The sequence below is a fragment of the Nonomuraea glycinis genome (assembly GCF_014646515.1).
Classification (GTDB): Bacteria; Actinomycetota; Actinomycetes; order Streptosporangiales; family Streptosporangiaceae; genus Nonomuraea; species Nonomuraea glycinis.
Window position 1 is genome coordinate 13,891 of record NZ_BMNK01000020.1, and the last position, 14,358, is coordinate 28,248.

At 72.4% G+C, this 14,358-nt stretch carries 11 protein-coding genes; 7 read left to right on the plus strand and 4 right to left on the minus strand.

What is annotated here, in order from left to right; translation table 11 throughout:
• Positions 1 to 21 precede the first annotated feature (21 nt).
• Genes IEY87_RS38530 through IEY87_RS38540 form a run of 3 tightly spaced genes read right to left on the minus strand, consistent with a single transcriptional unit; the run spans position 22 to position 4,130 of the window.
• The gene (locus tag IEY87_RS38530) at positions 22 to 762 is read right to left on the minus strand and encodes a hypothetical protein (RefSeq protein WP_189143804.1); all 741 of its coding nucleotides are present in this window, start codon (positions 760 to 762) and stop codon (positions 22 to 24) included.
• Positions 763 to 816: 54 nt separating this feature from the next.
• On the minus strand, positions 817 to 2,529 hold the full coding sequence (locus tag IEY87_RS38535; protein ID WP_189143805.1) for a serine/threonine-protein kinase: 1,713 nt from the start codon (positions 2,527 to 2,529) through the stop codon (positions 817 to 819).
• Positions 2,529 to 4,130 (minus strand): serine/threonine protein kinase, encoded by a 1,602-nt coding sequence (locus tag IEY87_RS38540; protein WP_189143806.1) that lies wholly within the window; start codon positions 4,128 to 4,130, stop codon positions 2,529 to 2,531. Before IEY87_RS38540 ends, IEY87_RS38535 begins: the two co-directional genes overlap by 1 nt.
• 231 nt (positions 4,131 to 4,361) lie before the next feature.
• On the opposite strand from IEY87_RS38540, the gene IEY87_RS38545 reads away from it, so the two are divergent.
• On the plus strand, positions 4,362 to 5,789 hold the full coding sequence (locus IEY87_RS38545; RefSeq protein WP_225278090.1) for an LCP family protein: 1,428 nt from the start codon (positions 4,362 to 4,364) through the stop codon (positions 5,787 to 5,789).
• 65 nt (positions 5,790 to 5,854) lie between these two features.
• On the opposite strand, the gene IEY87_RS38550 is transcribed toward IEY87_RS38545, so the two are convergent.
• Complete coding sequence (locus IEY87_RS38550; protein WP_189143807.1) at positions 5,855 to 6,583, minus strand: SDR family NAD(P)-dependent oxidoreductase; 729 nt, start codon at positions 6,581 to 6,583, stop codon at positions 5,855 to 5,857.
• A 75-nt stretch (positions 6,584 to 6,658) separates the two neighbouring features.
• On the opposite strand from IEY87_RS38550, the gene IEY87_RS38555 reads away from it, so the two are divergent.
• From IEY87_RS38555 to IEY87_RS38580, 6 genes are all read left to right on the plus strand, one after another.
• Positions 6,659 to 7,222 carry a TetR/AcrR family transcriptional regulator gene (locus IEY87_RS38555; protein ID WP_372462289.1) on the plus strand — a complete coding sequence of 188 codons (564 nt, stop codon included), beginning with the start codon at positions 6,659 to 6,661 and terminating at the stop codon, positions 7,220 to 7,222.
• 225 nt (positions 7,223 to 7,447) lie between these two features.
• Positions 7,448 to 8,611 (plus strand): hypothetical protein, encoded by a 1,164-nt coding sequence (locus IEY87_RS38560; protein WP_189143809.1) that lies wholly within the window; start codon positions 7,448 to 7,450, stop codon positions 8,609 to 8,611.
• A 66-nt stretch (positions 8,612 to 8,677) separates the two neighbouring features.
• Complete coding sequence (locus IEY87_RS38565; RefSeq protein ID WP_189143810.1) at positions 8,678 to 9,673, plus strand: LacI family DNA-binding transcriptional regulator; 996 nt, start codon at positions 8,678 to 8,680, stop codon at positions 9,671 to 9,673.
• Positions 9,674 to 9,820: 147 nt separating this feature from the next.
• Positions 9,821 to 10,594, plus strand: coding sequence for a sugar phosphate isomerase/epimerase family protein (locus tag IEY87_RS38570; protein WP_189143811.1), 774 nt, complete (start codon positions 9,821 to 9,823; stop codon positions 10,592 to 10,594).
• 8 nt (positions 10,595 to 10,602) lie between these two features.
• The gene (locus IEY87_RS38575) at positions 10,603 to 11,535 is read left to right on the plus strand and encodes an alkaline phosphatase family protein (RefSeq protein WP_189143812.1); all 933 of its coding nucleotides are present in this window, start codon (positions 10,603 to 10,605) and stop codon (positions 11,533 to 11,535) included.
• A gap of 86 nt (positions 11,536 to 11,621) precedes the next feature.
• Positions 11,622 to 14,318, plus strand: coding sequence for a PEP/pyruvate-binding domain-containing protein (locus IEY87_RS38580; protein WP_189143813.1), 2,697 nt, complete (start codon positions 11,622 to 11,624; stop codon positions 14,316 to 14,318).
• Positions 14,319 to 14,358: the final 40 nt, after the last annotated feature.

The window sequence follows — 14,358 nt, forward strand, 5'->3', positions numbered from 1 at the left end:
GGAAGGCTTGCGAGCCCTATGCTACTCGTCAGTAACCACCATGCACGCGAACGTCGCGACGAGCAGGGCGTAGATGAGGAGGGTGGGCGGGGTCCAGAAGTGGGCGCGGGCTCCCAGCAGGGCCGCGACGGCCACGGCCGCACCCGCCCAGAGCACCGCGCCCCGCCGCCGGTGCGCGCCCGGGCCGGGATCCCACGGATCTCCGGGTGACCCTCCCGATCGGCCGGCGCGCGGCGGCATCCCCCGCGCGGCACGTGCCCACCACAGGCAGAGACATGCCCCCGCGCCTGAACAGGCCACCGCGCAGGCCACGGTGATCGCGCGGGCCAGCGCCGTGGCGACGGTGGGCTGGCCGGCGTCGGCGAACAGAGGCGGCAGCGCGCCGCCGAGCAGCACCACCAGCGCCCACCCGCAGGCCATCGCCGGCCGGCTCAGCGGGCGCAGCGGCGAGGCGGGCGAGGCCGCGTACAGCGCGAACTCGCGGCGGCGGGTCTCGCGCGCCCGCGCGCCCCAGACCGCCTGGGTGATCGCCAGGGTGGGCAGCGCGCCGAGGAAGAGCGCCAGGGCCAGCACCGCCAGCGGCAGGGCCGCCGGCGTCCCGGCCGCGCGCTCGGCGAGCAGCTGCGCGGCGCAGAGCAGCGCGATCGAGCCGGTCAGCGCGATGAGGGCGATCCGGCGCGCGGTCCGGGCACGCGCCCGCAACCCCGCCACCGCCTGCGCACCGGGAGGGGGTGCGATCTTGGTCATGACCATGTAAGTCATGATGGCGTCACCACGGTCGGTGACACCTGGGATTCACCGAGTTCGCATGGAGCCCTAACTGTCCTCGTACGGGTATCCCCAGCCCTTGCCGGGTGCGCAGATCTTCATCGTGATGCTCTTCTGACTGCTTGTGGGGCTCACGACCTCGAAGACCACGCGGTGCGTACCTCCCGACTCGTCCCAGGCGATGCTGGGGAGCAGGGGCTTCGACGAGGGGCCGCCCGCCTGCCGGCCCTGGTTACGGCCGTTGAGCAGCCAGCGGTAGCTGTAGGAGCCGGTGGCGGTGACCTTGGCGTAGAGATTCGCGTCGGAGCGCCAGCAGTCGCCCACCCGGATGCCCTCGACGGAGAAGGCCACCGAGGTCACCCCACCCCCGGCGGTCGCGGCCGGTTTCGTGGTCCGGGGGCGGGTGGTCGTGGGGGCGGCGGTCGTGGGACGTGCCTTCGTGGGAGCGGCGGTCGTGGGACGTGCCTTCGTGGGGCGCGAACCCGGCGGGGTGGTGGTCGCGGTCCTGGTGGGCTGTGGAGATCGGTGCTTGGGAGACCGCTTCGGGGTGGTCGCCCCGGATGTCTTGGTGGTGGTCGTGGGGGACAGGCTCGTGTCCAGGGTCACGGTGGTGGGCCGCCCGAAGGGCATGGGCAGCCACACCCAGGCGGCGACCACCGCGCCGGTCACGACCAGCGCCGTTCCGCCGGCCAGCAACGCCAGACCGCCCCGGTTACGCGAGGCCGCGCGTGCGGGGCTGTACCCGTGCGGGTGAGCCGACCCTGATCCGTAACCATGGGGAGGGGCTGTGCGGGGTGCATGGGGATGGGCGTTGCCGGGTGGGGGTCCGTAGCTGCTTGGGTGGGTTTCGCTGGGTGCGGGTCCGTACCCAGTGGGGTGGGTTCCGTCGGGTGCGGGCCCGCTTGGGCCGGAGGGGGGTCCGTACGCGCTTGGGCTGGGTGCTGGGCCGGATGGGCTGGGCCGGGCGGCTCCGTACCTGTGGAGAGGAGCGGAGGTGGGGGCGGCGGCTCGGCCGCTGATGAGCTGGAAGAGGACGTCCTGCATGGTGGGACGGGCGGCGGGATCCTTGGCCAGGCAGGCGGACAGGATCGAACGCAGCGGCTCCGGCACCTCGCCGAGCCAGGGCTCGGCGTACTGGATCCTCGTGATCACCGCCGGCAGCGAGTCGTTGCCGAACGGCGGTGCGCCGGCGGCCGCGTAGACCATGACGCAGGCCCAGGCGAACACGTCGGTCGGCGGTCCGACCGGCTGCCCGGCCAGTTGCTCCGGGGCCATGTACGCGGGCGTCCCGATGACGCTGCTGGTGGCGGTGAGCGCGTCGTCCATGGCGCGGGCGATGCCGAAGTCGATGACGCGCGGCCCGTCCCGGCCCAGCAGCACGTTCGCGGGCTTGAAGTCGCGGTGCACGACGCCCGCCCGGTGGATGGCGGCCAGCGCGGTGGCGGTGGCGACGGCCAGCCGTTGCAGGTCCGCGCCGGCGTGCCGGCCGGCCTGCTGCAGGGACGGCCCCTCGACGTACTCGGTCACGATGTACGGCCGGCCGCCCAGCGAGGCGTCCAGCACCTGGGCGACACAGAACGGCTCCACCCGGCGGGCGGCGGCGATCTCCTTGGCGAAGCGGCCGTCACCGGCGACCCCCTCCCGCAGCGCCTTGACGGCGACCAGCGTGCCGTCGGGGGCGGTCCCCAGGTAGACGACTCCCTGGCCGCCCTCACCGAGCTGCCTGATCAACCGGTAGGGGCCGATGGCGGGCGGCATCATCAGTAGTCCACGGAGCAGACGTCGATGGAGACGCTCTTGCTCGCGCTGCTGGGGGAGGTGATCCGGAGGCTGACGGTGTGGCCGCCGGTTTTCAGCATGTACTGCTGGGCGGTGACGAACGCCGTGTAGTCGTCCTCCGGCACCCACGACCGGCCGCTCTCCACGGTCCGGCCGTCGACCTGCCACGCGTACGAGATCCACACCCCCTGGCGGCTCGACTCCACGCTGGTCTGGAAGTGCACCGGCGGCATGAGACAGCCGCCCGCCCCGGCCTGCCCGGGGCCGCCGCTCAACTTGATGTCCAGGATGCTGACCCTCGCCGAGACCGGCTTCCTGGTCCGCTGAGGAGTGGCGCTCGGCGACCGCTGTGAGGAGGCCGACGGCTTGGCCGTCCTCGCAGGGGTGGGCTTGCTCGTGGCACTCGGACGGGTGGGCCTGCCCGTGGCCGTGCGCCGGGGAGCGGCCGTCGGAGATTTCTTGCGCCGGGCGGAGGCGGTGGGCTGGGGAGAGGATTCGGCCGGCGAGCCGGTGGCCGTGGGCGGGCCGGTGGAGGGCGCCGCGAGCGGCCCTTGTCCTGACAGTCCGGGCCACGGCACGACCCAGGCGACACCGCCGATCACAGCGGCGACCGCCACCCCCGCCGCCACCGCGGCGACGCCCCCCTTACGCCCCCGCGCCACCCCCACCGCGCCGTGCGGTGGGTACGGGCCATGCGGCCCGCCTGCCCCCATCGGACCCTGTGGTGGGTAAGGACCGTTCGGCCCGCCCCCGCCCATCGGGCCTCCGCCGCCCGTCGCGGCGTGCGGGCCGTCGTGGGTCTGCCTTCCGCCCAGGAGGCGCAGCAGTACGTCCCGCATGGTCGGTCGGGCCCTCGGATCCTTGGCCAGGCAGTCGTACACGAGGGAGCGCAGCGGCTGGGCGAGGTCGCCGAGCTGGGGTTCGTTGTGCAGGACGCGGTTGATGACCGCGGGCAGCGTGTCCTGGCCGAACGGCGGCCCGCCCGTGGCCGCCCAGACGATGACCGACGCCCAGGCGAACACGTCGGCCGGCGGTCCGACCGGCTGCCCGGCCAGCTGTTCCGGCGCCATGTACGCGGGTGTGCCGACGATGCCGGTGCTGACCGTGGCGGCGGCGCCGGCCGCGCGGGCGATGCCGAAGTCGATGACGCGCGGACCGCCGGGGCCGAGCAGCACGTTGGCCGGTTTGAAGTCGCGGTGCACGACGCCCGCCTCGTGGACGGCGGCCAGCGCGGTGGCGGTGGCGACGGCCAGCCGTTGCAGGTCGGCGCCGGCGTGCCGGCCGGCCTGCTGCAGGGACGGCCCTTCGACGTACTCGGTCACGATGTACGCCGGCCGCCCCGGAGAGGCGTCCAGCACCTGGGCGATGCAGAAGGGCGCCACCTGCCCGGCGGCGGCGATCTCCTTGGCCAGCCTGTCGTCGAACCCGGCGCTGTCATGCAGCACCTTGACGGCGACCCGCCTGCCGTCAGGCGTTTCGCCCAGGAAGACGGTTCCCTGACCTCCGGAGCCGAGCCGGCCGAGCAACCGGTACGCGGCCACCCTTCCCGGGTCGTCCTCCCGTAGCGGGTCGACATGCGCCATGAGGGGTGTGACTCCTGAGCCGGGTGCGATGGACCTACGTACCCTAGCCACTTACGGGATCAATCGGGATCAAGTAAGACGCGCTGTCATTTGGCAGAGGCGATATGCTGCCCGACCTGATCATTGCGTGAAGGGCACTTCGTGGGCGGGTACCGGGATATCGACGTTCAGGACTCTCGTACCGCTCCGGCGACCGAGCGGGGCCATCGATCGAGCAGGCATCGGCCACCCGTGCGGCGGCTGACACCGCTCGGCTGGGTGAGCGTGGTCCTGACCGTCGTGCTGGTGGTGGTCAGCCTGTCCGGCTACGGCTATTACCGCAGCCTGGACAGCCTCATCAAGCGTAAGGAGATCGTGGTGAGCGGGGAGCGCCCGCGCGAGACCGGCGCGCTCAACGTGCTGCTCGTCGGATCGGACTCCCGCGAGGGCGACAACAAGAAGTACGGCGCGCTGTCGCAGGGGCTGGGCGAGCGCACCGACACGATCCTGCTGTTGCACATCTCCCCGGACCGGGACAAGGTGACCATGATCAGCTTCCCGCGCGACTCCATGGTCCTGATCCCCGAGTGCGACCTGCCGAACGGCACCGTCAAGCCCGCCGGCGTGGGCCAGATCAACTCCGCCTTCAACGACGGCGGTGAGTCCTGCACGATCAAGACGCTGGAATCGCTCACCGACATTCGCATCAACCACTCCGTGAAGGTGGACTTCACCGGCTTCAAGGGCATCATCGACGCGATCGGCGGCATCGAGATCTGCCTGCCCAAGGCGGTCAACGACCCCAAGGCGAAGTTCGTGCTCGGCCCGGGCAAGCACGTCGTGAAGGGCGAGCAGGCGCTCGGCTATGTGCGTACCCGCTACGCCCTCGGCGACGGCAGCGACCTCAGCCGCATCCAGCGCCAGCAGGTCTTCCTCACCAAGGTGCTGGAGAAGGTCACCGACGGCGGCCTGCTCACCAACCCCGGCAAGCTCGACGCGTTCCTGCGGGCCGCCGCCGGCGCGGTGACCGTCGACACCGGGCTCTCGTTCGGCCGGCAGCTGGAGATCGCCAACAGCGTCCGCGGGCTGACCGCCAAGGAGCTCAAGGGCATCACCGTCCCCACCGAGCCCTACCCGGCCGACAAGAACCGGGTGCAGTTCAGGCAGCCCGCGGCGAACGACTTCTTCGCCCGGGTCCGCGACGACGTCGAGGTCACCGTCGCCGCTAGCCCGGGGACCGCCCCCGTGCAGAAGGTCAAGAACGAGCAGGTACGCGTTCAGGTGCTGAACGCCACCGGCGAGGTGGGCAAGGCCACCACGGTGGCCGACGAACTGGCGGCCCAGGGGTTCGTGGTGACCCACGTCGGCAACGCCGCGCCGGCTGCGGCCACCTCGATCCGCTTCGCCAAGAAGGACGCCGCGACCGGTCCCGCCTACGGTGAGGCCGTGGCCGCCCGGCTGTCGAAGGACAAGCGCACCCCGGTGATGGGCAAGGTCAAGCCGCTGACCACCGACACCTACAAGGGCAAGACCGCGGGCAAGCCCGGCGGCCCACGGCTCACCGGCCCGGTGATCCAGCTGGTCATCGGCGCTGACTGGCCCGGCGTCCGGGTGCTGTCCACGATCCCGGACTCGCTCAAGGACAAGGTCGTCGACACCACCACCAACCCCTGCCTGTGACGCAGGCGGTGACACCCGCTCCCTGTCTGTGACGCGGGCGGTGACACCCGCTCTCTGTCTGTGACTCAGGCGGTGACACCCGCGTCCACCGCGATGCACGCGCCGGTGACGGCGCGTCCGCCCTCGCCCGCGAGATGGGCCACGGTCGCGGCGATGTCGTCAGGCGAGCAGTAGCGGCCCAATGCGGTGAAACGGCGCTCCTCGTCCGCCTCCGGCCCGTCGGCCGGGTTCATCTCGGTGTCGGTCGAGCCGGGCTGCACCAGGTTGGCGGTGATGCCACGCGGCCCGAGGTCGCGGGCCAGTCCCTTGGTCAGGCCGATCAGCGCCGACTTGCTCATCGCGTAGAGGGTCCAGCCCGGGTAGGGCACCCGCTCGGCCAGGCTGCTGCCGATCGTGATGATCCGGCCGCCGTCGCTCAGGCGCCGCGCCGCGGCCTGCGCCAGCACGAACGAAGCACGGGCGTGTACGGCCAGTGTGCGGTCGATCTCGTCGAGTGTCACCTCCTCCAGCGGCCCGTACGGGGCGATGCCCGCGTTGCTCACCACGACGTCCAGTCCGCCCAGGGCGGCGGCCGTACGCTCGACCGCACCGGCCACCTCGGCGGCGTCCGCCATCTGGGCCCGCATGCTCAGCCCGCGCCGCCCCGTCGCCTCGATCTCCTTCACCACCGTGGCGGCCCGGTCGGCCGCGACGGCGTAGGTGATCGCCACGTCGAACCCGTCCGCCGCCAGACGCCGCGCGATGGCCGCGCCGATGCCCCTGCTGCCCCCGGTGACCAGTGCGACCTTGGCCATGTGTCCTCCTTTAAGTGGAATGCATTCCGCTTCAGACTATAAGCGGAACGGATTCCGTATGCAAGGATGGAAGGTGTGGGACGCGAGCGCAGCGACGCCAGCCGCAACCGCGCGAAGATTCTCGACGCGGCGGCCGGCATCGTGGCGCTCCATGGCGTTCAGGGGCTGTCAATGGCCGAGGTGGCCGCCGCCGCCGGGGTGGGGGTGGGCACGCTCTACCGCCGGTTCGGCGACCGGTCCGGGCTGGCCTACGCGCTCATCGACGAGCGGGAGCGCGCGTTCCAGTCGGCGTTCATCGAAGGGCCGCCGCCGCTGGGGCCGGGCGCCGAGCCCGCGCTCCGGATCCGCGCGTTCCTGCACGCGCTCACCGACCGGACCATGGCGCAACTCGACCTGCTGCTGATGGCGGAGACCAGCGGCACGTTCGCCCGCTTCGGCGGCGCCTATGACGCCTACCACGCCCATCTGACCATGCTGGTCGGGCGGCTGCGGCCGGAGCTGGACGCCGCCTGCGTGGCTGACGCGCTGCTGGCGCCGCTGGCCGCGCCGCTGCTGGCCTACCGGGTGCGCGAGTGCGGCGTGGGGATCGAGCGGGTCAGATCCGCGCTTGACGCCCTGCTCGACGGAATCCTCGCCTGACGGCCGATCGGCCGTCATACCCCCGCAAAACAGGGCTCAAACGACTCTTGGGGCCTATGTGACGCAGAGTAACTTTAGCGAAACATGTGAAATATCCGGACAAGATGGGGTCGATTCTGTTAGGAAAGGTAGCGGTCCGTATCCGTACTAGAGAGGTACAGCGTGGCTCGCGACGAGAACGACAGGTCATATGAGGATGGACAGGGGAGGTCGTCGAACCCCGATTTGACCGGCGACGTGCTGTCCCCGCGCTGGAGCACCGACGACACGGACGAGCAGCCGGCCATCCAGGTCTCGGGCAACGAGACCTACATTTTGCCGCCCGCCAAAGGTGTGTCGGCCGACGGTGAGCCGTACGTCACCACGGGCGAGCCCATCTACCTGGACGGCCAGGGCGGCTATGTCAAGGATGAGACGGGCAGCGCCTATCTCGTGGAGGGGCAGGCCGACGCCCTCTACTCGGGCGACTCGCCCAGTGGCGCCCACTACCTGAGCGACGTCTCCGGTGACGCCCGCTACACGGGTGACTCCCCGAGCGGCGCCCACTACTTGGGCGACTCCGCGAGCGGCGCGCACTACCTGGGTGACTCCCCGAGCGGTGCGCACTACCTGGGCGACTCGCCCAGCGGCGCGCACTACACGGGTGACGCGCCGAGCGGTCCTCTTTACACGGGTGACTCCCCGAGCGGTGCGCACCGCCTCGACGAGGGAGCCGATGTCACCTACCTCCCGCTCGACAAGAGCTACGAGAGCTCGCTCGGCAACGATGACGACCCCCCCAAGCGCGGCTTCCTCGGCTCCGGCTGGACCGAGAACGCCGACGACGGGCACGGCAGGAGCGACAAGGAGGTGCGCCGCCGTACCAGGCTCCTGCTGGTGGCGGCCGCCGCCGTGGTGCTGCTCGGGGGTGGCGCGGGCTGGATGCTCACCGGTACGTCCTCCGACGACCCGTGCGCCGGTGGCCGCTGCGCCACCGTCGGCGAGCTCAACGCGCCCGCCGCGACGCCCAAGGACGAGCTGGACGCCCCCGTCGAGGAGGCCGAGGACACCTCCCCGCCCGAGCCGACGGCCTCCGCGACCGAGGCCTCCACCAAGGCGCCGGCCAGGGTACGCCCCACGCGGACCGCCGCCCAGGAGCCCGCGCCCACCGCCACCCGGTCGCCGAAGGCGACGGCCCGGCCGACCAGCAGGGCCACCCAGGCGCCTGACGACGAGATCCCGGACCTCAACGCCGACACCACCAAGCCGCAGCCCAAGAATCGCAAGACCGAGGACTCGCTCGGTGACCAGTCCGTGAATCAGCCGACCATCGCGCCGACGACCCCGGACCTCGCGCCGAAGCCGGAGGAATCGAAGGGACTGCTCGACATCCTGTTCCCCTGGGCCTGAGACATGTAAGGATGCGGACCCAGGTGTCGATCTGACACACTGGGAAACCGCTTTCCGGGAGGTCTCGTGGTCACGCTGGAAGACGTCGCCCGACAGGCAGGCGTCTCGCTCGCGACCGCCTCGCGGGTGCTGAACGGCAGCACCCGCCAGGTGGGGTCGGCGCTGCGGGCGCGCGTCGAACGGGCCGCCGACGAGCTGGGCTACCGTCCCAACAGCGCCGCCCAGACGCTGGCGCGCGGCGCGAGCAACGTCATCGGCATCGTCGTCCACGACCTGACCGACCCCTACTTCGCCGCGCTGGCCGACGGCGCGATCGGGGCCGCCGCCGGTGAGGGCCTGCTCGTGATGGTGGGCACCACCCACCGCGACCCCGAGCAGGAGATCGCCTACGTGGCGACGCTGCACGCCCAGCGGGTCCGCGCCGTGCTGCTCGCCGGCTCCCGGGTCACCGACCAGCAGGTCACCGCGCGACTCGCCGCCGAGCTGGCGAAATACCAGGCCGGTGGCGGGCGGGTGGCCGTGGTGGGCCAGGACCTGCTCGGCGTCGACACCGTGGCCCCCGCCAACTATGAGGGCGCCGCCGCGCTGGCCCGCTCGCTGGCCGGCCTCGGCCACACCCGCTTCGCCGTGCTGGCCGGGCCGCCGCATCTGATGACGGCCGCCGACCGGTGCGCCGGGTTCGTCACGGCGGTCAAGGAGCTCGGCCTGCCGGAGCCGCTGGTCGTCCCAGGGCCGTTCGACCGCGACGGCGGCTACGCCGCGGCCCGGCGGACCGGCGCGGCGACCTGCGTGTTCGCGGTCAACGACGTCATGGCGGTGGGCGCGCTCGCTGCCTACCGCGAGCAGGGGATCCGGGTGCCGCAGGACGTGTCCGTGGCCGGTTTCGACGACATCGCCACCCTGCGCGACCTGGTCCCGGCTCTGACGACCGTACGGCTGCCGCTGAAGGACATGGGCGCACGCGCCCTGGAGCTGGCGCTGTCCGCGGGGGAGTCCGTGACCGTGGACCAGGTGCCCGGCCAGGTGGTGCTCCGTGCGAGCGTGGCGGACCTGCGTGCGTGACCGTGGATCAGGTGGCAGGCCAGGTGGTGCTCCATGGGGGCGTGGCGGACCTGCGGTGATTTTCGATGTGCGTGGCCGTGGATCAGGCGGTGCTTCATGGGACGTGGTGACCTGCGGTGATGCCGACGTGATGGTGGGGAGAGCTGGATGAGGCTGGCGGTCAGCACGCTGGGGATGCCCGGTGCGGGGCTCGACGAGGCGATCGAGGCGGCGGTCCGGCACCACTGCCAGGGACTTGAGCTACGGCTGCATCCCGACACCGGGGTGCACGCCGGCCTCGACTGCGACCAGCGCCTGTCGGTCCGGCGCCGGGTCGAGCGGGCGGGCCTGGAGATCGCGGCGCTGGCCGGATATGTCGGCGTGTGCCGGCCGGGGGACGACGAGCCCGTCGTCGAGGCGCTGCTCGCCGACCTGGCGCTCGCCGCAGACCTCGGCGCGCCCGGCGTGCGGGTGTTCCCGCGCGGCGGCGACCCGGCCGTCGGCGCGGGCAGGCTCAAGGCGGTCTCCGGTACGGCGGCCGACCTCGGCGTACGTGTCCTGGTGGAGACGCACGACCAGATGGCCACCGGCGCCGCCCTGGCCGAGCTGCTCGCCCAGGCGGGCACTCCGGAGACGGCCGGCGCGATGTGGGACCTGCTGCACCCGTGGCGGCACGGCGAGGCCCCCGCCGACACGCTCGCCGCCCTGGCCCCCTACCTGGCCTACGTCCAGGTCAAGGACGCCGTCTCGGCCGAGGACACGACGCCGGTGCCGATGTGGTCCGGCTCCGTGCCGCTGGACGAGGCGGGCGAGCTGCTGCGCGCGGCCGGCTACGACGGATGGGTGTCGCTGGAGTGGGAGCGCACCTGGTATCCCCAGGTGGCGCCGGTTGAGGAGATTCTGCCGGGGGCCGCCGAGTGGGTGCGGCGCTTCAGCGCTTAGATGGGGGAATGTCCTCCCCTCTTCACAGCAAGGTGCTCGTCGTCGGCATGGACGGCCTGCGCTTCGACCGCCTCCTCGCCCTCCGGCCGCCCGTCCTGACCGCGCTGATGTCCACCGGCGTGTACGGCACCGCCAGTCTCCCGTACGGGGAGTCCGACGCCCCCCGTACCGAATCGCCCGGTGAGGTCGTCCCCGAACTCGCCGAGGCGCACCTGGACGCGGCCGGGCGGCGGGTGATCCGGGCGCGGACCGATTCCGGGCCCGGATGGTCGTCGATCGCGTCCGGGGTGTGGCCGGACAAGCACGGGGTGGTGGACAACGGCTTCGCCCGTGCCCAGTTCACGAAATATCCGGACTTCTTGAGTCGGGCCAAGGCGGTGCGGCCCGAGCTGACCACCTCCGCGCTGTTCTCCTGGGCGGCGCTGGACGAGCACGGCGCGTTCGGCGACGGCATCGACACCAAGGTCGTGCTCGACGGGTACGCCCTGACCTTCGCCGCCGCCGACCGGCAGATCGCCGCCGAGGCCGAGCGCCACCTGGCCGCCTCCAACCCCGACCTCACGTTCGTCTACCTGGGCGACACCGACGAGGTGGCCCACGACCTCGGCCCGCTCTGCCCCGAGTACGCCGAGGCCCTGCTCGTCCAGGACATCTTCCTGGGCCGTTTCCTCGACGCGGTGCGCGCCCGCCCGTCCTACGCCGACGAGCGCTGGACCGTGCTGGTCACCACCGACCACGGCCACGTCGACGAGGGCGGGCACGGCGGAACCTCGGAGCAGGAGCGCACGGTCTTCGTCATCGCCAACCGATTGGGCGCCGACCTGGGCGGCAGGTCTCTGGGCGAGGCGAGGCTGGTGGACGTGGCCCCGACGGCGCTGGCGGAGCTGGGCATCGCGGTGGACCCCGGCTGGGGCCTGGACGGGGTCCCGCTGACCTTCTGAGCAGATCGATATATCATCAGCTGTTGAATTTTTTCGCTGTAGGCGTGAGACTCGTGGAGAAGAGCTGAACGCCGGGAGGACACGCGATGAAGACGGCCCTGGACTTCTCCCACATCGACGGAGGGATGCTCGACGAGGTGGGTGGCAAGGCCGCCAATCTCGGCGAGCTCACCCGGGCCGGCCTGCCGGTGCCGCCGGGCTGGGTGCTGACCACCCGGGCCTACCAGGAGGCCGCCGAGGCGGCCGGCCTGGACGCGATCGTCGCGGCGGGTGGCGAAGGACTGGCGGGGGCGGCCAGGGCCCGGCTGCTGGAGACCCCGGTGCCGCCGGCCGTGGAGCAGGCCGTACGGGAGGCGTACGGACGGCTCGGTGAGGAGACGGCGGTGGCGGTCCGCTCCTCGGCCACCGCCGAGGACCTGCCCTTCGCGAGCTTCGCCGGGCAGCAGGACACCTACCTCAACGTGATCGGGCCGCAGGCCGTGCTGGACGCGGTGCGCCGCTGCTGGGCCTCGCTGTGGACCGACCGCGCCGTCGCCTACCGCGAGTCCAACGGCATCGACCACGCCCGTGTGCGGCTCGCCGTCGTCGTGCAGGTCATGGTGGACGCGCAGGTGGCCGGCGTGATGTTCACCGCCAACCCGGTGACGGGCAGGCGGCGCGAGGCGGTCATCGACGCCGCACCCGGACTGGGCGAGGCCGTGGTGTCCGGCGCGGTCAACCCGGACCGGTTCGTGGTGGACACGGCCGGCGCCGACATCCTCCAGCGACACCAGGGCGACAAACGCATGGCGATCCGCCCACTGAAGGGCGGCGGCACCGAGCACGTCCCCACCGGGCAGGGCGATGTCGGGCAGGGTGATATCGGGCAGGGTGATACCGAGCACGGCGGGGATGGGCAGGACGGGTTCTGCCTGGACGACGTGCGGGTGCGTGAGTTGGCCGCGCTCGGCGCCCGCGTCGAGGAGCACTACGGCGCCCCGCAGGACACCGAGTGGGCGATCGACGCGGACGGGAAACTGTGGCTCACCCAGTCCCGGCCGATCACCACGCTCTACCCCCTGCCGGAGCCGCGCGAGCAGGGCCTGCGGCTGTACTTCTCCGTCAACGTGGTCCAGGGCGTCATGGGCCCGCTCACCCCCATGGGAATCGCCGCGCTCAAACTGGTGGCCAGTGGCGCGGCGAGCCTGTTCGCCCCCAGTCCCGCCGCCCCCGCTGACCGGCGCGATGGGCCGGCTGTGCTGGCGGTGTCGGGTCAGCGGCTCTGGCTCGATCTCACCACCGCCGTGCGCAGCCGCCCCGGCCGGTTCATCCTGCCGAAGGTGCTCTCGGTCGGGGAGGCCCGCTCCGGCGCCGTGCTGGAGAGCCTCGCCGACGACCCCAGACTGTCGGTGATCCACACCTCGCGCCGCCCGATCGCCCGCGCCGCGTTCCGGTTCGCCGGCCGGCTGCACGCCCCCACCCGGGTACGCCAGGCGCTGATCAACCCCGAACGGGCCCTCGCGTACACCCGGCGGGTGGGCGAGGAACTCGACCGGCGGCTCCGCGTGCCCGACACGGCCACCCCCGCCGAACGGCTGGCCCACGCCGAGCGCGTGCTTTCCGGCGTCTTCCCGATGATGATCTCCATCATGCCGATCGTGATCACCGGATACGGGCTGTACGGGCTGGCCTCGAAGCTGTCCGGCGTACCCCTGGGTGAGATGCAGGACGTGCTGCGCAGCGTCCCCCACAACCCGACCACCGAGATGGACCTGGAACTCTGGGCGCTGTCCACCCGCATCGAGCCCGAGCCGTTCCGGCGGGAGCCGGTGAGCGAGCTGGTCCGCCTGTACCGTGCGGGCGAGCTCCCGCCGAAGGCCCAGCGCGAGATCGCCGCCTTCCTGCGCGTGTACGGTCACCGCGGCGTCGCCGAGATCGACCTGGGCGTGCCGCGCTGGTCGGAGGACCCGGCGCACATCCTCGGCGTGCTGGCCAACTACCTGCGCATGGACGGCGGCGCCGACCTCGCCCCCGAGGCGCTGTTCGCCAGGGGCGCGGCCGAGGCCGAAGCCGAGACGGCCCGGCTCGTGGCCGCCGCCCGCCGCCGTGGCCGGCTACGGGCCGCGGTGGTCCGCTTCGGCCTGCGCCGCACCAGGCAGGTGGTGGGCCTGCGCGAGCTGCCCAAGTTCTACCTGGTGAAAGCCCTGGCGGAAGTACGGCGCAGCCTGCTCGTCGTGGGCGAGCACCTGGTGACGACGAGCGTGCTCGACACGGCGGCCGACGTGTTCTTCCTGACCCCACCGGAAGTCGAGTCCGCGCTGACCGGCGGTGACCTGCGCGAGCTGGTGGCCGAGCGGCGGGCGGCCTACGAGCGGGAGGCGCGCCGCAGGCACGTGCCGAGGGTGCTGCTGTCCGACGGCACCGAGCCCGAGGCGCTGGCGACGGTCGCGGCGGACGGCGCCCTGGTCGGCACCGCCGCCTCGGCCGGCACGGTGACCGGCACCGCGCGGGTGGTGCTCGACCCGGTCGGCGCCCACCTGGAGCCGGGCGAGATCCTCATCTGCCCGTCCACCGACCCCGGCTGGACGCCGCTGTTCCTCACGGCCGGCGGCCTGGTGATGGAGATGGGCGGCTCCATGTCGCACGGCGCGGTGGTGGCGCGGGAGTACGGCATCCCCGCCGTGGTCGGCGTCCCCGACGCCACCCACCGCATCACCACCGGTCAGCAGGTCACGGTGAACGGCGCGGCGGGGACCGTGACGATCGCCGAGCCTCAAGAGGCGGCCGTCACCACGCCCGTGTAGGAGCGGCCGTTCACGGGATGGCCGTCACCACGGTCGTGTA